A 19,209-nucleotide genomic window follows, 5' to 3' on the forward strand; every position below is an offset into this window, starting at 1 on the left:
GTCAAACACTTGCGGCGGTTATAACACCTTGCTGCGCAGCAGGCTGGTAATCGCTTCGCCAATCAGTACCAGCACGATAATCGCAATTAAAATGGTGGCAACGGTGGGCCAGGCAAAGGTATCAATAGCACCTTGCAGAATCACGCCAATACCGCCAGCGCCGACTAGCCCCAGCACGGTGGACTCACGAATGTTGATGTCCCAGCGCAGAATCACGATGGCAAAAAAGGCCGGCATTACCTGGGGCACAATAGCGTAGGCGACGACTTTAGCTTTGGAGGCACCGGTGGCTTCCATGGCTTCCACCGGGCGGCGGTCGATCTCTTCGATGGCTTCACCCATTAACTTGCCGATGAAGCCTATCGAACGAAACACAATCGCTAGAATCCCTGCTAATACGCCAGGGCCGAAAATGGCCACGAACAGTAGCGCCCATATAATCGTATTCACCGAGCGGCTGGAGACCAGAATAAAGCGCCCAAGCCACAGGCAAGCACGGTTGGGGGTGGTGTTCTGGGCGGCGATATACGCGACTGGCAGCGCCAGAAAAATAGTCAGGAACGTGGCTAACGTGGCGATATGCACCGTTTCGATCAAGGCATTGATAATATTGCTGAGTCCAGCGGCGCTGGGCGGCCACATGCGTGCACCCAGATTCGACATTTGGTTAGGGGCGTCCCATACCCAGGGCCAGAAAATATCAATGTCGCGGACTGCCCAAAACACCAGCATCAATGTACCCAGCATCACCGCGTAGCGGATGAGGCGTTCTTTGCGGTCGTAGCGATGCCAGACGCGGTCGGCTAATTGCTGTGCGTGATCTACCATATTTTTTTCCTCACCCAGCCGCTGATGCCTTCACTGAGCAAAATAACCGCAATAATGACCAGCAGGATCGCAAAGGCGAAGTCGTAATCGTAGCGGCCGAAGGCATTCATTAGCGTCCCACCGATACCGCCTGCGCCAACAATGCCCACCACCGCCGAGGCACGCAGATTACTATCCAGTTGGTACATCGATAGACCCACCTGGCGAGGCAATATTTGTGGGAAAACGGCGTAATAGAGTGTGGCGATGTAGCCCGCACCTGCTGCGCGCATGGCTTCTACTTGCCCCCAATCAATCTCTTCGATCTCTTCGGCGAGCAGCTTGCCGACAAAACCGATGGAGTAGAGAGTGAGCGTTAAAATGCCTGCCAGCGGGCCAAACCCAACGGCGGCCACGAATAAGATCGCCACAATAACGGGGTGAAAGCTGCGCGAAATAATAATCACCGCGCGACCAACCACGTAAATGGGCAGTGGTGCAATGTTACGAGCGGCCATTACCGCAAACGGGATCGATAGCAAAACGCCTAGCAGCGTGGCGAGAATGGCAATCTGGAAGCTCTCTTTAAAGCCTGTTAGCAGCAGTTCGTAACGCTCAAGGCTGGGTGGAAAGCCCCCGCTAAAGATGCGCGCTGCCCGCGGTAGGCCTTCCGAAATACGCGCCCAGTTAAACGGTAGAGAACCGAACGCCCACACCAGATAAATCGCTGCAATAATGAAAATGCCATAGCGAATAAACGGGTTGGCAATAAACGGCGGTTTTTTCCAGGTGCGCGGGGGCGTTGGGGAGTCAGACGGCGTCATGTCGTGGCTCCTCTTTATCGGCTTTAGGCTGCTCGGTAATCGCATCGTCCGGCGCTTCAATACCGCCATAGATGGCGTCAAGAGCGTCTTTGTTAAAGTCTGCGGGCGACCCATCAAAAATCATTTTACCGTGGCGCAGTCCGACAATACGTTCGGTATAGGTTTTTGCCTGGGCAACGTTGTGGATGTTGATCAATACTGGCAGCGACAGCTCACTGGCAAGGCTCTGCAGCAGGATCATGATCTGCTCGGAGGTGCGCGGGTCGAGCGATGCCGTTGGCTCGTCGGCCAGCAGCAAGTCAGGTTCTTGCATTAATGCTCGCACCACGCCGACACGCTGGCGTTCACCGCCGGAAAGCTCATCGGCACGCTTATTAGCGTAATGAGCAATGCCCACGCGCTCCATGAGGCTAAACGCGCGCTCTATATCGGCTTGAGGGTAGCGACGTGAGATGGCTTGGTAGAGGTTAACGTATCCAAGCCGCCCGGCGAGTACGTTTTCCATAACGGTGAGCCGATCCAGTAAGTTAAAGCCTTGAAACACCATGCCAATTTTGCGCCGGGCACGGCGTAACTCAGAGCCTTTCACATTAACCAGTTCGGCGCCGTTGAGTTTGATAGAGCCTGAAGTAGGTTCTACCAACCGATTGATACAGCGAAGCATGGTGCTTTTACCCGCACCGGATGCGCCGACAATAGAAACAACGCTGTTGTCCTCAACCTTAAGATCGAGGCCTTTCAGCACTGCCTCGCTGTGGCCATACCGCTTGACCAGATTCGTAATTTCCAGCATGTGATTGTTTCCATCGAAAGGCGAATCATTGCGCCGCCGGAGGCGGCGCAATCACTGTTACTCCAGGTTTTCGCGTGTATAGCTCACGTCATTAGCTGCCTGGATAGTGCGAATCACCTGCCAGTTATCTTTGTAATTGATCGGAATAAACTTCTCGACGCCTTCAAACTCTTCGCCAAGCTCGGTGCCAACGAAATCGAAGGTAAAGAAGGCTTCTTCGATTTTCTCTACAAGATCCGGGTGTAAGTTATGAGCATAGTTATAAGACGTCGTGGGGAATCGGTCTGATTCATAAATCAGGCGCACATCTTCCTCATCGTAAAGGCCGCGGGCCGCCATCCGCTCGACCACTTCAGAAGCCACCGGTGCTGCGTCGTAGTCGCGCGCAACGACGCCAAGCATCGATTGATCGTGGCTGCCGGAATACACCACGTCGTAATCCTCTTCAGGCGTGATGCCTAGTTCAGGCAGCAGGGCACGCGGGGCCAAGTTGCCGGAGTTAGACGTTGGTGAGGTGTGGGCGACCCGTTTTCCCTTTAGATCCTCCAAGCTCTCGATATCTGAATCTACGTGGGTAAATAGCTGCAGGGTGTAGCCGAACTGGCCATCATCGGACCCCATCAGGGCGAAGGGCACGGCACCTGCCAAGTTAACCGCAAAGGGGGTTGGGCCAGTTGAGAAGCCTGCAATGTGTAAGCGTCCGCTGCGCATGGCTTCTACCTGGGCCGCGTTAGATTGAACCGCAAAGAAGCGCACATCGCGCTCTGTGACGTCAGATAGATGATCAATAAAGGGCTGCCAAATATCCGAATAAATGGCAGGATCTTCGACAGGCGTGTAGGCAAAAATAAGCGTGTCGGGGTTGGCCCATTCGGACTCATCGCTTGGCCGGTCAGCGACCATGTCGCCATCTTCGTCACAAAAAATAGTGTCAAGATCACCGCGTTCGCACTCTGCGAAAGCATGGGTAGAGAGCAGGGCAAAGGGAAGCAGTGATGCAGCCGCGAGCATAGCAAGCGGGCGCTTGCAGAAACGTGATGTTTCCATGGTTAGCCTCTTATGTGCGTTATTTTTGTGTGGTGCTATCCACTATTGAATTTGATGCTTTCTTTTCTTCGGCGTGTGTTTCGCAAGTGGACATTTGTAGCGCTAGATGTTTATTTTTCGAAAACGATCTTCTTCAATCTAGGATTTGTGACAAAGATATGTCAAACACTTTCATCACCTCCTCCTACCATTGGCGTAACCGCTATCTTTTAATGCGCCATGGCCATAGCCAAGCGAATGAACAGCGGCTCATTATTAGCTCGCCTGAACGGGGGCTTAGCGGCTTTGGTTTGTCACTTACGGGTGAAGAGCAGTTATCGAGTGTCGTTGCGCAGTGGCACTGGCAGGCGCCGACGAAGGTAGTGCACTCGGATTTTCTGCGCACCACACAAACCGCCGAACGCGTCGCTACAGCGTTTGGTTTAACGCTTGAGAAAGAAAAACGGCTACGTGAGCGCTACTTTGGCGAGCTGGATGGTCAGGCTGACAGCCACTATCCAAGTGTATGGGCGCACGATGCCCAGAGCGCGAATCACCAGCAGTGGCAGGTAGAAGCGGTCAGCAGCGTCGCCGCGAGAATGTGCGCCGTGATTGAGTCGCTAGAGCAGCAGTGTGAAGGCGAGACGGTACTGGTCGTGAGTCATGGCGACCCACTACAAATACTGCTCACGGCGCTGGCCAATAAACCGCTGACGCAGCACCGAGAGCAGACTGCCCTGCAGCCGGCCAGCATTACTTTACTCGGGAGTTAATCGCTGGCTTGCGCCGGTGGAATCCAGGCAATCATATCCACTTCTACATCGGCGCCTCCGGCAAGGCCGGTGACGCCGATACAGGTGCGGGTAGGCAGTGGCTTCTCGAAGTAGCTGGCGTAGACACCATTCACCTCGTCAAAGTGGCCCATGTTGGTAATAAACACCCGTGACTGAACCACGTACTCAAAGCTGCTGCCGACTTCTTCCAGCACAATCGCTAAGTTTTGCATCACGCGGTGGGTTTGTTCGGTAAACGTCCCCAGCAGCATTTCGTTGGTTTCGGGTACGGTGGGCATTTGCCCGGTAATAAAGACCAAGTCGCCGACGCGGCAAGCGTGGGAGAAGGGCGCAATCGGCTGTGGGGCACGGTCGATAAATAGCTTTTCCATCTTACATTGTCTCTCTTATGTCGATGCGTTGGCGTTGTTAGCTATGTATGCAATACAAAAATGGGCCTGCAATGAGGCCCATTGTCTTACCCCTCGCTCTACTTAGTGTCCCAATTAGTGTCCCAAAATCTGGCTTAAGAAGAGCTGGGTGCGTTCTGATTGTGGGTTGTTGAAGAACGGCTCAGGGGCGTTCTCTTCAATGATTTGCCCCTGGTCCATAAAAATCACCCGGTCAGCCACGGTTTTGGCAAAGCCCATTTCGTGTGTCACGCAGAGCATCGTCATGCCTTCTTCGGCCAGTTCGACCATAACGTCCAGCACTTCTTTAATCATTTCCGGGTCAAGGGCCGAAGTGGGTTCATCGAACAGCATGACGTCAGGGTGCATGCACAGTGAGCGGGCAATGGCTACCCGTTGCTGCTGGCCGCCGGAAAGCTGGCCTGGGTACTTAAGCGCCTGCTCGGCAATGCGCACCCGCTCTAGGTACTGCATGGCCATCTCTTCTGCCTCGCGGCGCGGCTTTTTTTGCACCCACATGGGGGCGATGCAGCAGTTTTCCAGCACTGTTAAGTGAGGAAAGAGGTTGAAGTGCTGGAACACCATGCCCACGCTACGGCGGATTTGCTCGATACGCTTCACGTCTTGGGTCAGCGGCACGCCGCCCACCACGATATCGCCCTGTTGATGCTCTTCTAAGTGGTTGATGCAGCGAATCAAGGTTGACTTGCCTGAGCCTGACGGCCCGCAAATAACGATACGTTCGCCACGTTTTACTTCTAGGTCGATATCCCGCAGCACGTGGAAATCGCCGTACCATTTGTTAACGCCGCGCATTTCAACCATCAGGTCAGACGTGCGGGTATCAGAGAGGTTGGAAGCTGCTTGAGTCATGTCTTTATCCTGCTAAAAATCGTTAATAAAAGCGGCGTTAGCGCTTATGGCCGGTGTGCAGCTTGCGTTCTAAGTACTGGCTATAACGCGACATGCTGAAACAGAAGATCCAGAACATGAAGGCGGCAAACACATAGCCTTCCAGCGAAAAGCCCAGCCAGCGTGAGTCGGCCAGCGCCGCTTGCACGATCCCCAATAGGTCAAATAGCCCAATGATCATGACCAGGGTGGTGTCTTTAAACAGCGAAATGAAGGTATTCACGATGCCGGGAATCATCATTTTCAGTGCCTGGGGAAGCACTATTAGCCCCATGCGTTTCCAGTAGGTCATGCCCAGCGCCGCCGCTGCCTCTTCCTGGCCTTTCGGGATGGCCTGTAGACCACCACGGATCACCTCGGCCATGTAGGCACTTTGGAACAGCGTCAAACCGATCAGCGCACGTACTAGGCGGTCGACGCTCATGTCGGAAGGCAGGAACAGCGGCAGCATGACCGAGGCCATGAACAGCACGGTGATTAGCGGCACGCCGCGCCAAAATTCAATAAAGACCACGCAGAAGCTTTTCACGATGGGCATATTGGAGCGCCGTCCCAACGCCAGCACGATACCAATGGGTAGCGCGCCCACCATACCGACGGTAGCCAGTAGCAGCGTCAGCATTAAGCCGCCCCAGCGGTGGGTCGGTACGCGTGGCAGGTCGAAGTAACCACCGTGCAGCAGCACATAGGCAGCGATGGGGAAGCCGACTAAGGCAAAGACAGCGACCCAGCGCTTGAAGGGTAGGCGGGGTATTGCCAGCCAGGCGATCAGCGTAAAGAAGCCCGCAAAGACAATGTTGGCACGCCAGATTTCATCGCGGGGGTATAAGCCGTAGATAAACTGGGTAAAGCGGGCATTGATAAAGACCCAACAAGCACCTTCCCGTGAGCAGTCTTCCCGTGTGGTACCGATCCAGTCGGCATTTAGAAACGCCCACTGAACGGTGGGAACCACCAACAAATAGAGTATGTACAGCCCGATCAGCGTAAAGAGGGTATTGATGGGGCCATTGAACAGATTGGCACGGAGCCAGGCAACCGCTCCAACCGAACTGTTGGGGGCTGGCCGCTGCTCTATCATGGTTTGATTATGAATCATGTAAACATCCTCACCGTCGGCCTAGCGTTCAACTAGCGCCACTCGGGCGTTGAACCAGTTCATAAACATGGACACCAGCAGGCTGATGGTTAGGTAAACCGCCATGGTCATCGCAATGACCTCAATGGCTTGGCCGGTCTGGTTCAGCGTGGTACCGGCAAACACTGAGACAAGATCGGGATAGCCGATGGCGGTGGCCAGCGACGAGTTCTTGATCAGGTTCAGGTACTGGCTGGTCAGCGGCGGAATAATCACGCGCAGCGCTTGGGGAATCACCACTAAGCGGAGTACCAGATTACGCGGCAGGCTGAGCGCCTGGGCAGCTTCCGTTTGCCCGTGGGAAATCGCTTGAATGCCCGAGCGGACAATTTCAGCGATAAACGAAGCGGTATAAATCGATAGTGCCAACCAAAGGGCAAGGAACTCAGGGATGACCGTAATGCCGCCACGGAAATTAAAGCCGCGCAGTTCGGGCATTTCCCAGGTCACCGGCACGCCGGTGGCAACGAGGACTAACAGTGGTAAACCAAATATGAGTGCAAACGAGATCCAGTAAGCCGGTAGACGTTTACCGGTGGCTTCATGGCGACGCTTATTCCAGATAACCAGCGCAATGCTGGCAATAATGGCGATGAGGAACGTAACTGGGATTAAGCCAAAGCCAGACTCAAACAGTGGCTGAGGTAAATACAGGCCGCGCACGTTCAGAAAAATCGCTTCACCAAAGGCCATGCTATCCCGGGCGCTTGGCAACGTGCGCAGCACGGCAAAGTACCAGAAGAAAATTTGTAGCAGCAATGGAATATTGCGAAAGGTTTCGATATACGCCGCTGCCAGCTTAGCAAGCAGCCAGTTGGGCGATAGGCGGGCGATACCGACAATAAAGCCAATGATGGTCGCAGCTAATACCCCTAGACCACCCACCAACAGCGTATTGAGTAAGCCAACAAAAAAGGTGCGGCCATAGGTGCTTTGAGAGGAGTAGTCGATCAGACTCTGCACGATCCCAAAGCCAGCGGTGTTGCCTAAGAAACCAAACCCGGTGGTGATACCACGTGCGGATAAGTTGTCTTGGACATTACCGACAATGTAAAGCAGAAAAGCTGCCACAGCGGCAACCAGAATCAGCTGAAAGATAAGCGCACGTTTGGCGCGGTCTCGCCAAAACGGCGGCTTGTGGCCAGCGGGGCGAGTGTTAGGGCTTACAGACATGGAAGGCGTCTCCGCGATACGGACGGTCAATCAAATGGCCCGCCACTCCCCTAGACATTGCGACGTGAGCAGGGTGGCGGGCCGGGGTCAAACGAGACGCTTAGCGAATCGGCGGAGCGTACTGGAACCCACCTTGGTTCCACAGGGCGTTAACACCGCGCTCAATTTCAAGCGGAGAACCCATACCGACGTTGCGATCAAAGCTTTCGCCGTAGTTACCTACTTGGCTCAGGATGTTGTAAGCCCAGTCGGCTTCAAGACCCATGCCTTCACCGTAGTTGCCATCTTGGCCCAGCAGGCGAGCAACATCCGGGTTATCAGAGCTGAGCATCTCTTCAGCGTTTTCGCTGGTCACGCCGTACTCTTCACCGTTGATCATGGCAAACAGTGACCACTTCACGATGTTGAACCACAGGTCATCGCCCTGGCGTACGACCGGGCCTAGCGGCTCTTTAGAGATAACGTCGGGAAGAATCATAGCGCCCGCAGGGTCGTCGAGCTGAATGCGCAGTGCCGCTAGCTGGGAGGTATCGGAAGTGAGAACGTCACAGCGGCCAGCTTGGAAGCCGCCAACGGTTTGTTCAGAGGTATCGAAAACGATGGGGTCAAACTCCATGCCGTTGGCACGGAAGTAGTCCGCCAAGTTCAGCTCAGTCGTGGTGCCAGACTGAATACAAATAGCGGCGCCATCCAACTCAGAGGCACTGGAAATGCCTAAATCGCGGGAGACCATAAAGCCCTGGCCATCGTAGAAGTTAACGCCGGTGAAGTTCAGGCCCAGCGTTGTGTCACGGGTGGTGGTCCAGGTGGTGTTGCGTGACAGAACGTCAACTTCGCCAGACTGCAGGGCCGTGAAGCGCTCTACAGCGTTTAAGGAGATGTAATTCACCGCATTCGCATCGCCGAGAACGGCCGCTGCCACGGCACGGCATACGTCGACATCCAGCCCTTGCCAGTTACCTTCGTCGTCAGGGGCGGAAAAACCTGGCAGACCGTCGCTGACACCGCACTGTACGGCACCCCGCTCAATGGTATCTTCCAACGTATCCGCTTGGGCAGTGGCGACACCAGCCAACGAGATAGCACCTGCGGAGGCCAGCAGTACCAAGTGTTTCTTGTTCATCATGATTGTTCCCCTTCCTCGATTTAATGTCGTTATGCATGCAGATGCATGACACTAAAAGCTAGCAAGGAAGATGCCAAAAAGGATACGAGGCAAAATTCAGCGCTTTTCAACGCAAAAAGGGACTATTTCCTACCAAAGTTGTGATGCAAAAAAGTGCATTAGCAGCTACCGCACGCACTTTTTTGGTGCGCAGCCGCTAATGCATTGGTGATACCCTTGCTGTAACGCGTAAACGGGGCGAGTTAACGAATCGGCGGCGCGTACTGAATACCGCCATCATTCCATAGGGCGTTTAAGCCGCGGGCTATGTTGAAATCTGACGCGGTTCCTACGTTGCGGTCATAAATATCGGCATAGTTGCCCACCTGTTTGACGATTTGGTACGCCCAGTCGGCCTCAATGCCCATGGCATCGCCAAAATCACCGTCGCGTCCTAGCAGGCGCATTATGTCGGGGTTTTCTGAGCCGAGCTGCTCGTCTACGTTCGCTTGGCTAACACCTAGCTCTTCAGCGTTGAGCATGGCAAATAGCGACCATTTGACGATGTTAAACCACTGATCATCGCCTTGGCGTACGGCGGGGCCAAGCGGCTCTTTAGAGATGATTTCAGGCAGTACAACCGCCATGCTGGGGTCGGCAAGCTGCATGCGCTGAGCATAGAGCTGGGAGGCATCGGAGCTTAAGACGTCGCAGCGGCCTGCCTCAAATCCGGCAATAGACTGCTCGGGCGCATCAAATACCACGGCATCATAGGTCATGCCGTTAATGCGGAAGTAGTCAGAAAGGTTGAGTTCGCTGGTGGTGCCAGACTGGGTGCAGACGGCCGCGCCATCGAGCTCTTTAGCGCTCTGTACACCCAAGTCGCTGGCGACCATAAAGGCTTGGCCGTCGTAGTAACTCACGCCGGTGAAGTGCATCCCCTGGGTGGTGTCTCGGCTTGATGTCCAGGTGGTGGTGCGTGACAGCACGTCGACTTCGCCCGACTGCAGCGCGGTAAAGCGCTCCACCGAGTCGAGCGGTACGAAATCTACTTTTGTGGCGTCGCCCAGCACTGCAGCCGCGATAGCACGGCACACATCGGTGTCTAAGCCTCGGTACTGATCGTCGTCATCCAGCGAAGAAAAGCCAGGCTGTGCGGCATTAACCCCACAGCGCACGCTATCGCGTTGTTGAACAGTGTCCAGCGTGCTGGCTATGGCCATCGCAGGCACTAAAACACCGACTCCTACTCCCAACCAACGAACGGTTTTCATTTGTTATTCCTTAACGTGAAAGGGTAAAACAACCTCAGCACTGAATGCGTCAGCATAAAAAAGGCCGAGCAATGCTCGGCCTTGGCTATTCGCAGACGCGACGTTATGCGAAGGCTTTACGCATAAACGGCGGCAGCGATAGCGCACCACGGTGAGCATCACCTGTGTAGTACTGTAGCGGCATTTCATGCTCAGCGGCAGCTTGTTCACGGAAGCGTTCAACGCTGGTTGCTTTACCGGCTAAAGTGACGCTCCACCAGCCTGATGGATACACCGGTTGCGGGAAGGGCAGTGTGGCCACGCTATCAAAACCCGCTTCGCGCATATCGTTACGCAGCTCGCGAATAATAGAGCCGCTGTGGTAAAGCGGTGATTCGCTCTGCTGCACCATGACGCCGCCGCTTTTTAGAATGCGGTGGCAGCGCTTCAGAAAGTCGGTTTTGAACAGCCCTTCGGCGGGGCCGACCGGGTCGGTGGAGTCGATGATCAGCACGTCGATGCTCTCATCGGCAGCGTCGTCGACCCACTTCACGCCATCGGCAAATAGCAGCTCGGCACGCGGGTCGCCGTTGGCTTCCACCAACGAGGGGAAAAAGCGCTCGGAGGCCTTGGTCACTTCTTCATCGATATCGATTTGGGTGACTTTTTCAACGCCGGGGTGGCGCAGCACCTCTTTTAACGTGCCGCAGTCGCCGCCGCCAATAATGACCACGCGTTTGGGGTCTTGATGGGTGAACAGCGCCGGGTGGGCGATCATTTCGTGGTAAAGGAAATTGTCGCGGTCGGTCAGCATCACGCAACCATCGAGCACCATTAGATTGCCGTAGGTCTCCGTGGCATAGACTTCCAGGTGCTGGTAAGGGCTTTGCACATCCAGCAGCTTTTCGGTGACTTTCAGCGAGAAAGCGCTGCCGTGGCTATCAAACACTTCGGTAAACCACTGGTCGTCGCGTAAATCGCTCATTACTTTACTCCTGGGCGCGAATCGTTCGTTTGGGCCGGAATGCCTTTATGGTACTGCGGGCTTAAATCGTGCAACGCCTCCATAAACGCAGTGACGTGATCGGGGTTGGTGAACTGACTGATGCCGTGGCCCAGGTTAAATACGTGGCCAGGGCCGTGTCCGTAGCTCTCCAGCACGCGTGCCACTTCCGCACGGATGGCTGAAGGCCGGGCAAACAGCACGTTGGGGTCCAGGTTGCCCTGCAGGGCCACTTTATGGCCAACCCGTGCGCGTGCGTCGGAAAGCTCGGTTGACCAATCGATACCCAGCGCATCGGCGCCGGCACAAGCGATATGTTCGAGCCACTGGCCGCCGTTCTTAGTAAATAGAATCACCGGCACGTGACGTCCATCGTGCTCACGAATCAATCCAGAGACGATCTGCTCCATGTAGCGCAGCGAAAATTCCAGGTAGGCGGGGGTTGAGAGCGCACCGCCCCAGGTATCAAAAATCTGCACCGCTTGGGCGCCCGCGCGAATCTGCGCGTTCAGGTAGTCAGTGACCGACTGTGCCAGGGTATCCAGCAGCTGGTGCATGGTGTCTGGCGTGTCGTACAGCATGGTTTTTAAGTGGCGGAAATCTTTACTGGAACCGCCTTCCACCATATACGTGGCAAGCGTCCAGGGGCTGCCTGAAAAACCGATTAGCGGCATGCGGCCGTTCAGCTCACGGCGGATGGTCGAGACCGCACGCATGACATAATCAAGATCGCGCTCGGCGTTGGGCACCGTTAATGCCGCCACCTCGTCGGGAGTGCGTACGGTTTTTCTGAATTTGGGGCCTTCGCCGGTTTCGAAATAGAGCCCCAATCCCATCGCGTCTGGAATGGTGAGAATGTCGGAGAACAGAATGGCGGCATCCAGCGGATAACGCTCAAGGGGTTGCAGCGTTACTTCACAGGCGAGGTCATGGTTGCGGCACAGGTCCATAAAGCTGCCTGCATCAGCGCGGCTGGCGCGATACTCGGGCAGGTAACGGCCTGCTTGGCGCATCATCCACACTGGAGTGCGGTCAACGGGCTGGCGAGCCAGCGCGCGAAGAAAACGATCGTTTTGTAAAGGTGTGGTGGTCATAAACACTTGCTCTTAAGAAATTTGCCCGCATTGTAAGGGAGTCTTTGCACCTGAAGATAGGAATTGTACTTGAAGATAGGAGGCATGGCGGCGTCTGTGATGGCATTAATCGTGTCATCTTGGCGGCACGGTGAGGCCGCCGCCGCTTCCTGGTAAACTATGCGCCCACTTTGCCAACACTGGTGTGGTTAACTGGTTTGGTTAATCAGCGAGGTAACCTGTGACCATTCGCTTCATTGCTGCTTCTCGGCTGCCCACTCCTTGGGCGACATTCACCATGCATGGTTTCGAAGACGAGGCCACGGGTAAAGACCATATTGCGCTAACGCTGGGCGACGTGAGCGGCGGCGAACCGGTGCTTGGGCGCGTGCACTCCGAATGTTTAACCGGTGATGCACTGTTTTCCATGCGCTGCGACTGCGGCTACCAGTTGCAAGAGGCGCTTAAGCGGATTGCCGAAGAAGGTCGCGGCGTACTGTTTTACCTGCGCCAGGAAGGGCGTGGTATCGGGCTACTCAACAAAATTCGCGCCTATCATTTGCAAGACCAGGGTGCCGATACGGTAGAAGCCAACGAACAGTTGGGCTTTGGAGCAGACATGCGCCGCTACGATCTCTGCGTGCCGATGCTCAACCACCTGGGGGTCACTGCGTTAAAACTCATGACCAACAACCCGCGTAAAGTAGATGCGCTAACCCGTGACGGCGTAAAAGTGGTTGAGCGCCTGCCTATTACCACCGGCTTGAATCCTCACAACGAACAGTACCTCTCTACAAAAGCAGGGAAGCTCGGACACATGATGGTTTTGGACGACTTTACCCAGGCGAGTGACGTTGATATTGAGCGAAAAGAGTGATGTGGCTAGCACAAACGTCCTATAAACATATTGCTGTACACTTAAGATAAACGATATGTTTGAGGTAAGTTAAAAAATGTTACCTAGGTAAGCTTATGCAACATTTATCGGTGCTGCTCGTCGAAGACGATCCAGGTGATGCCGGTTTGATAAAATACACGCTGAAGTATGATCAAACGGATAACCAACTAGCGTGGGTCGAATCGTTTAGCGCGCTCGAACAGTTCTTTGCAGAGCAGCAAGCAAAGCCCGATGTCATCTTGTTAGACCTTAACCTACCTGACTCTACCGGTATTGAGACTGTTCACGCCTGTAAGCGCTTGAGCCGCAGTACGCCGATTGTTGTACTAACCGGCCATGACGACACTGAATTTGCGCTGCAAGCCTTAGAGGCAGGTGCTCAAGACTACCTGGCAAAAGGCAGTCTAGACGCTGACTCGCTAAGCCGCACGATGCGCTATGCGATTAGTCGTGCCAAGCTCGAAGAGCGCTTAATTCTTTCTGAAGAGCGCATGGCGGCAGCCATTGAAGGCGGCAAGCTAGGCGTTTGGGACTGGTTATTTGACCGCAACGAGTTCGTGTTTAGTGACCGCTGGTTGGCCACCGTAGGGTTTAAGTCTGACAGTCCGGATCTTCCTGGGAGTGCTGATGAGTGGCTTGAGCGCATACACCCTGAAGAGCGCCCCTCCTTTGAGCTAGCCGTTGAGCGGCACTTGTCGGGTGAGCTGCCTAATTACCAGTGCGAATTTCGTCTCCGCCACCGTGATGGCCACTGGGTGTGGCTGTTTGAATCCGGCCATATTATTGAGCGAGACGCTAATGGCAAGCCCATTCGCATGGTCGGCGTGCAGCAGGACATTAGCGAGCGCAAAGCCATGGAGGAGCGGCTCACCCATCTAGCCATGCGCGATGAGTTAACGGGGGCGCTAAACCGCCGTAGCTTCATGAATATTGCTGACCGTGAATATGGGCGGATTAAGCGCCAAAAGGACTACAGCGTTGGCATATTAATGCTGGATCTAGACAAATTTAAACAGGTTAACGATACCTATGGGCACGCTGCGGGAGACGAGGTGCTAAAACGTTTTTCTCACGTTGTGACCGAGCAATTAAGGGAAAACGATGTTTTCGCCCGGTTAGGGGGGGAAGAGTTTGCCGTCTTGCTTCCTCACACTGAACAAGAAGGCGTCAAAAAAGCGGCTGAAAAGCTGAGAGCTGCGGTTGAGGCGCAGAGCATAGACATTGAGGAAGCACAGGTGATTCAGGTGACGACAAGTATCGGCGTTACCATGATGCACCCAGACGATGAGCGGCCCGATGGGGGGCTGGCCAGGGCAGATAAGGCACTTTATGACGCTAAGCACAGCGGTCGTAATCGCTGCTGTGTGAATATATACAATGCTTAGCGTCTAAAGCGACAAGGATCAATGGTATGCGGTTGGCTACGTGTATAACGAAAATAACAACAAAGCATGGCTGGCTGGCTGCCCTCGCGTTAGCGCTACTATTGCTGCCAAGTATCACCCAGGCGTCTTTAACCATCGGTGTGTTTGCCTATCGTGATGCAAACGCGGTAGCGCAAGAGTTTGCGTCGGTGGCAGACGCCGTGAGAAGCGCATTTCCAGAGCGTGAGGTCGAGCTAAAAACGCTAAGCCTAGAGCAGTTAGAAGCGGCTATTGAGGCGGGAAGCCTAGATTTTGTACTCACCAATCCGCTGCACTTTTTAACCATACGCCATCAATACGATGTCAGTGGTGCGCTGGCAACGCTCTCGCGACCTTATGCAGGGCATCGGCTTAATGCATTGGGCGGTGTGATTGTTACCCGTAGCGATCGTGTGGCTACGCAGCAGCTTGAAAACCTTGAAGGCGTGGTCATCGGCATACCCGGTAAGCGTTTTCTAGGAGGCTACCTTACCCAAGCCTATGAGATTTATCAGCGTGGTTTTCGTCCAGAGAATTTTGCGGTTTATCGCGAGTTAGGTAGCCACGACGCCGTTATTCAAGCGCTGTTAGATAAAGAGATCGACGCGGGTTTTGTGAGGACCGGTACCCTCGAATTATGGCAGCAAGAGGGTAAAGCGGGTATTGAACAGATCAAGGTATTGAATGCTCAGCAGCATACTTACTTTCCTCTTGCGCACTCAACCCGCCTGTATCCCGAATGGTCGTTTGCCGCGCTGCCCCGCGTCTCTGAAGAAGATAAACGAACGGTGAGTAGAGCATTACTTAATATGCTTCCCGATGCGCCCCTAGGGTTTGTGGCCCCCATGGATTATTTGCGCCTTGAAGAGACGGCTAGGGCGTTACAGGTACCGCCTTATCACCCTGGCAGTGCCCCGTTGTTACTACGTTTGCAGCGTGAGCTTGGCAGTTGGCTGTGGGTATTCACCGTATTATTAAGTGGTTTAATTGTCTCTTTACTGCTGCTGGGCGTTCTGTATTGGCGGGGGCGTCAACACCTTGTCAAAATTAAGCAGCAGCGCCAGGCGCTGAATCATATTTTATGGGGGACGGCGGCAGGCACCTGGGAGTGGAATGTTCAAACAGGCGAAACGCGCTTTAACGAGCGCTGGGCAGAGATGGTGGGCTACCGCCTAGCTGAACTTCAGCCCACGACCATTGATACGTGGATGACGTTTTGCCACCCTGATGACCTAGCCCGCTCTAATGCTGCCCTTCAAGATCATTTTGAAGGGCGCTTAGATAGCTACAGCATAGAAGCGCGTATGCGTCATCGCGACGGTCACTGGATTTGGGTGCATGATCGTGGCCGCATTGTACAGCGCGATGATGCCGGAGAGCCGTTATGGATGGCAGGCACGCATACCGATATCACGTCTCGCAAAGAGGCGGAGGTAGAAGCCTTTGAGGTGACAGAACAGCTCAAAAAGTTGGCCACCCTGCTGCCGGGCACCATTTACCAGTATCATCTTGCGCCCAGCGGCCACGCCTGCTTCCCCTATGCTAGCTCAGGCATTGAGGCTATTTATGGCGTTACCGCTGAAGAGGCGGCACGTGACGTAACGCGCATCTTTAATGTGATTCACCCGGATGACCGGGAAGCCGTCGCAGAGAGTATTCGACAGTCAGCCGCGACCTTGACTATCTGGCATGCCAGCTACCGCGTTAACCATCCTGACGGCCAGCTGCTGTGGATAGATGGCATTGCCACGCCGGAGCGCCTTAGAGACGGCGGTACTATGTGGCATGGCTACCTGCGCGATATCACCGCGGCGCACTTACTACAGAAAGAGCGCGATGCGTATCGCGAGTCTTTAGAAAAATCCAACCAAGAGCTTGAGCATTTTGCGTATGCAGCGTCGCACGATTTGCGTCAGCCGCTGCGCATGGTGACCAGCTATGCGCAGCTGCTGCAGCGCCATTTGGGCGACACCCTAGATGATGATGGCCGCACCATGCTGCATTACATGAGTGACGGTGCCAAGCGTATGGATGCCATGCTGCTCTCGCTATTAGAGTACTCCCGGGTGGGCCGTAAAGGGCAGCCAATGCAGGCGATGTCGCTCAAGACATCTCTTGAGGAAGCGCTGCACTTTCTAAAGCCTAGTATTGTCGAGTCTCAGGCGCAGGTAACGGTTACTGGCCATTGGCCATACGTCGTCGCTAGCCCGGATGAAATGACCCGGCTTTTTCAGAACCTGATAGGTAATGCATTAAAATACCGTGCAACCGACCATCCAGTGGCGATTGACATTGCCGTCACCGAGCTCTCGGACCCGGCGTGCTGGAAAATCAGTGTCTGTGATAACGGTATTGGCATCGCCCCAGAGCAGATCGAGCGCTTATTCAAGGTGTTTCAACGCCTGCATACCCGTGAAAAATATGAAGGCACGGGCGTAGGACTAGCGGTTTGCCGCAAGATTATCGAGCGCTATGACGGACGCATTTGGATAGAGTCTGAGGGCGAGGGGAAAGGCAGCTGCTGCATTTTTACGCTACCCATAAGAAATGCCGCCCAAGGAGCTGATTAATGCGACGCGCACAGCGGCTTCTCTGCTACCTGCTGGTGTTACAGCTATTTGTGCCTATGTTCGCCTGGGCGATGCCAAGCTTCGATGAGTATTTTGAACGCCACTCAGCGCCCATGTGGATGATTGACACCACGAGCGGAGATATTGTGCGCGCCAACGCCGCTGCTTATGCGTTTTATGGCTACGATGACCTTGAACAGCGCAATATACGTCACATTAATCTGTTAACGCCGGCCCAGATAGAAGAGGAAATTGCGCGCGCGAGCGAAAACTCTTCCAACCATTTGTTCATGCGCCATCGACTTGCCAATGGCAACATCAAAGTCGTCGGTATTAATACCCAGCGGCACAATGTCGATGGCCGCGAGGTATTAATATCGTCCATCTATGATACCAGTGAGTTCGAAAGCTCTGCTGAGCGGCACTACATTAAAAGTGTGGAGCAGCAGGTCGACCTCCAGACAGCTGCATTAATGGCCGCCGAACGTAGAACGAGATGGATAAGTTTAATCGCTATTTCTGCGCAGGCGTTGCTTATCGCATTGCTGCTTTTTATGGTTTTTCGTCTACGCAAAGCAAAGAAAGATAATGAACAGTTAATTGATGCGCTTTCTCATCAGAATAGCGATTTGGAACGGCTAGGGCATGCAATGGCCCACCACTTTCAAGAGCCAAGCCGACGCTTAATTAGTTTTTCTCAGCAATTAAAGCGGGAGGTTGGCGATACCGCATCTCCAAGCACGGCCATGGCCGTTCACTACATAAGTACACAGTCTCAACGTTTAAGTGAACTCGTGTCAGACGTGCAACGCTATTTAAGTCTGGGTACCGTTCCGCCCGTATTCGAGCGGCTGGATACTCAGTCTATTTTGCAAGATGTATATCAGGCGGAACGCCTATTAACCCCCATGTGGTTAGAGAGCGAGTTAGATATTCCCACACCGCTGCCTAATGTTTATTTTGATAAGAAACAGCTAAGCCTTATTTTTAAAATATTACTGCACAATGCTTGGCAGTACCGCTGTAAAGAGAGGCCACTGCGAGTAGCTGTGAGTGGATTGAAGGTGGGTGACCGGGTGCGTTTTCGGGTAGAGGATAATGGCCAAGGTGTTGCACCTGAATATCGTGAGCAAATCTTCGATATGTTTTCACGTCTAGTGCCTAATAGTGAAGAGTACCCAGGCACAGGGATGGGGTTAGCGCTGGTTGCTAAAGCGCTGCGAGAAACCAACAGTCGTATTACCATCGAAGATGGCCCCCAAGGCGGTGCCTGTTTTATATTTGATTTGCCAGCGGCAGGGAGTGAAAAATGACGCGCGCGCACTTTAAAGTATTACTAGTGGAAGATGAGCCCGCCGATGTGCACCTCACTAAAATGGCCTTTAATGAAGGTAAACTACTGGTGGATGTGCATGACGTGGGAGATGGTGTTGAGGCGTTAGCATTTTTAAAGCAAGAAGCCCCTTATCAAAACGCCCCAAAGCCGGATCTTATTCTACTCGATCTTAATATGCCGCGTATGGATGGCAAAACGTTCCTGAAAAAATTCAAAACCTTGGAAAAGCTTCGTCAGATACCGGTGGTTGTATTAACCACATCGGAAGCCGAGTCCGACGTGATTGACTCTTACGATCTTGGCGCTTCGGGCTTTATTGTCAAACCTGTTGATATAGATCAATTTATTAACGCGATTCAGGCACTAGAAGAGTACTGGCTGACATTGGTACGAAGGCCTAGCTAATCGTCCAAAGACGGGCGCAGAATCCAAAATGCACACGCGCCACGATATATGCCATCTTTAAGGCTATTTTTTGTAGAATAGGCGGCATAACGTTTATTTAATTAGCACTATTGGGATTACCATCTTCGTGAGATTATCAAAAAATTAGCCGGCTACTAAATTCGCCTGTTGTGTTTACAGTGAGTGCTTCTTGGCGAGGTCTTCTAATTATTTGTAATGAGTCGTGATTTCTAGGAGTATTAGACGAATACTTACATTAAGATCATTGATGCTATCCAGCGAGTATGAGTGCTACTTGTAAAAGCGG

General features: G+C 53.7%; 18 protein-coding genes. 6 read left to right on the forward strand and 12 right to left on the reverse strand.

Annotated features, from left to right (window positions below; genetic code table 11):
- Positions 1 to 18: 18 nt before the first annotated feature.
- From phnE (LOS15_RS15205) to phnD, 4 genes are read right to left on the reverse strand one after another with little or no spacing between them, the layout of a single operon-like run.
- Positions 19 to 828: a phosphonate ABC transporter, permease protein PhnE gene (gene phnE / locus LOS15_RS15205; protein ID WP_263066817.1), complete on the reverse strand. Its 810-nt coding sequence runs from the start codon at positions 826 to 828 to the stop codon at positions 19 to 21.
- Positions 822 to 1,631, reverse strand: coding sequence for a phosphonate ABC transporter, permease protein PhnE (gene phnE, locus LOS15_RS15210; RefSeq protein WP_263066819.1), 810 nt, complete (start codon positions 1,629 to 1,631; stop codon positions 822 to 824). Before phnE (LOS15_RS15210) ends, phnE (LOS15_RS15205) begins: the two co-directional genes overlap by 7 nt.
- Positions 1,618 to 2,424 (reverse strand): phosphonate ABC transporter ATP-binding protein, encoded by an 807-nt coding sequence (gene phnC, locus LOS15_RS15215; RefSeq protein WP_263066820.1) that lies wholly within the window; start codon positions 2,422 to 2,424, stop codon positions 1,618 to 1,620. The genes phnE (LOS15_RS15210) and phnC overlap by 14 nt, the downstream gene beginning before the upstream one ends.
- A 57-nt stretch (positions 2,425 to 2,481) precedes the next feature.
- On the reverse strand, positions 2,482 to 3,471 hold the full coding sequence (phnD, locus tag LOS15_RS15220; protein WP_263066822.1) for a phosphate/phosphite/phosphonate ABC transporter substrate-binding protein: 990 nt from the start codon (positions 3,469 to 3,471) through the stop codon (positions 2,482 to 2,484).
- 158 nt (positions 3,472 to 3,629) lie between these two features.
- On the opposite strand from phnD, the gene LOS15_RS15225 reads away from it, so the two are divergent.
- Complete coding sequence (locus LOS15_RS15225) at positions 3,630 to 4,223, forward strand: histidine phosphatase family protein (protein ID WP_263066824.1); 594 nt, start codon at positions 3,630 to 3,632, stop codon at positions 4,221 to 4,223.
- Here the strand turns inward: LOS15_RS15225 and LOS15_RS15230 are convergent.
- From LOS15_RS15230 to hemE, 8 genes are all read right to left on the reverse strand, one after another.
- On the reverse strand, positions 4,220 to 4,615 hold the full coding sequence (locus LOS15_RS15230; protein ID WP_263066825.1) for a RidA family protein: 396 nt from the start codon (positions 4,613 to 4,615) through the stop codon (positions 4,220 to 4,222). The two genes, LOS15_RS15225 and LOS15_RS15230, sit on opposite strands and share 4 nt — an antisense overlap.
- 114 nt (positions 4,616 to 4,729) lie before the next feature.
- Positions 4,730 to 5,458 carry an amino acid ABC transporter ATP-binding protein gene (locus LOS15_RS15235; RefSeq protein WP_263069750.1) on the reverse strand — a complete coding sequence of 243 codons (729 nt, stop codon included), beginning with the start codon at positions 5,456 to 5,458 and terminating at the stop codon, positions 4,730 to 4,732.
- An 85-nt stretch (positions 5,459 to 5,543) separates the two neighbouring features.
- A complete protein-coding gene (locus tag LOS15_RS15240) occupies positions 5,544 to 6,644 on the reverse strand; it encodes an amino acid ABC transporter permease (protein WP_263066826.1) in 1,101 nt (366 codons plus the stop codon).
- Between the two features lie 21 nt (positions 6,645 to 6,665).
- Positions 6,666 to 7,856 carry an amino acid ABC transporter permease gene (locus LOS15_RS15245; protein WP_263066827.1) on the reverse strand — a complete coding sequence of 397 codons (1,191 nt, stop codon included), beginning with the start codon at positions 7,854 to 7,856 and terminating at the stop codon, positions 6,666 to 6,668.
- A 100-nt stretch (positions 7,857 to 7,956) separates the two neighbouring features.
- Positions 7,957 to 8,982, reverse strand: coding sequence for an amino acid ABC transporter substrate-binding protein (locus LOS15_RS15250; protein WP_263066828.1), 1,026 nt, complete (start codon positions 8,980 to 8,982; stop codon positions 7,957 to 7,959).
- Positions 8,983 to 9,224: 242 nt separating this feature from the next.
- Positions 9,225 to 10,235: an amino acid ABC transporter substrate-binding protein gene (locus LOS15_RS15255; RefSeq protein ID WP_263066829.1), complete on the reverse strand. Its 1,011-nt coding sequence runs from the start codon at positions 10,233 to 10,235 to the stop codon at positions 9,225 to 9,227.
- Between the two features lie 103 nt (positions 10,236 to 10,338).
- Positions 10,339 to 11,199 (reverse strand): polyamine aminopropyltransferase, encoded by an 861-nt coding sequence (gene speE, locus LOS15_RS15260; RefSeq protein ID WP_263066830.1) that lies wholly within the window; start codon positions 11,197 to 11,199, stop codon positions 10,339 to 10,341.
- Complete coding sequence (gene hemE / locus LOS15_RS15265) at positions 11,199 to 12,311, reverse strand: uroporphyrinogen decarboxylase (RefSeq protein ID WP_263066831.1); 1,113 nt, start codon at positions 12,309 to 12,311, stop codon at positions 11,199 to 11,201. The genes speE and hemE overlap by 1 nt, the downstream gene beginning before the upstream one ends.
- 277 nt (positions 12,312 to 12,588) lie before the next feature.
- Here hemE and ribA point away from each other — a divergent pair, with 277 nt between their 5' ends.
- From ribA to LOS15_RS15290, 5 genes are all read left to right on the forward strand, one after another.
- Complete coding sequence (ribA, locus tag LOS15_RS15270) at positions 12,589 to 13,167, forward strand: GTP cyclohydrolase II (RefSeq protein WP_411537769.1); 579 nt, start codon at positions 12,589 to 12,591, stop codon at positions 13,165 to 13,167.
- 95 nt (positions 13,168 to 13,262) lie between these two features.
- Positions 13,263 to 14,573 (forward strand): diguanylate cyclase, encoded by a 1,311-nt coding sequence (locus LOS15_RS15275; protein WP_263066833.1) that lies wholly within the window; start codon positions 13,263 to 13,265, stop codon positions 14,571 to 14,573.
- A gap of 26 nt (positions 14,574 to 14,599) precedes the next feature.
- Positions 14,600 to 17,161, forward strand: a complete 2,562-nt coding sequence (locus LOS15_RS15280) for a PAS domain-containing protein (RefSeq protein ID WP_263066834.1) — start codon at positions 14,600 to 14,602, stop codon at positions 17,159 to 17,161.
- The gene (locus LOS15_RS15285) at positions 17,161 to 18,474 is read left to right on the forward strand and encodes a sensor histidine kinase (RefSeq protein ID WP_263066835.1); all 1,314 of its coding nucleotides are present in this window, start codon (positions 17,161 to 17,163) and stop codon (positions 18,472 to 18,474) included. The genes LOS15_RS15280 and LOS15_RS15285 overlap by 1 nt, the downstream gene beginning before the upstream one ends.
- Entirely contained in the window at positions 18,471 to 18,902 is a 432-nt protein-coding gene (locus LOS15_RS15290; RefSeq protein ID WP_263066837.1) for a response regulator, read from the forward strand. Before LOS15_RS15285 ends, LOS15_RS15290 begins: the two co-directional genes overlap by 4 nt.
- Positions 18,903 to 19,209: the final 307 nt, after the last annotated feature.

This window comes from Halomonas sp. 7T (genome assembly GCF_025643255.1).
GTDB lineage: Bacteria > Pseudomonadota > Gammaproteobacteria > Pseudomonadales > Halomonadaceae > Vreelandella.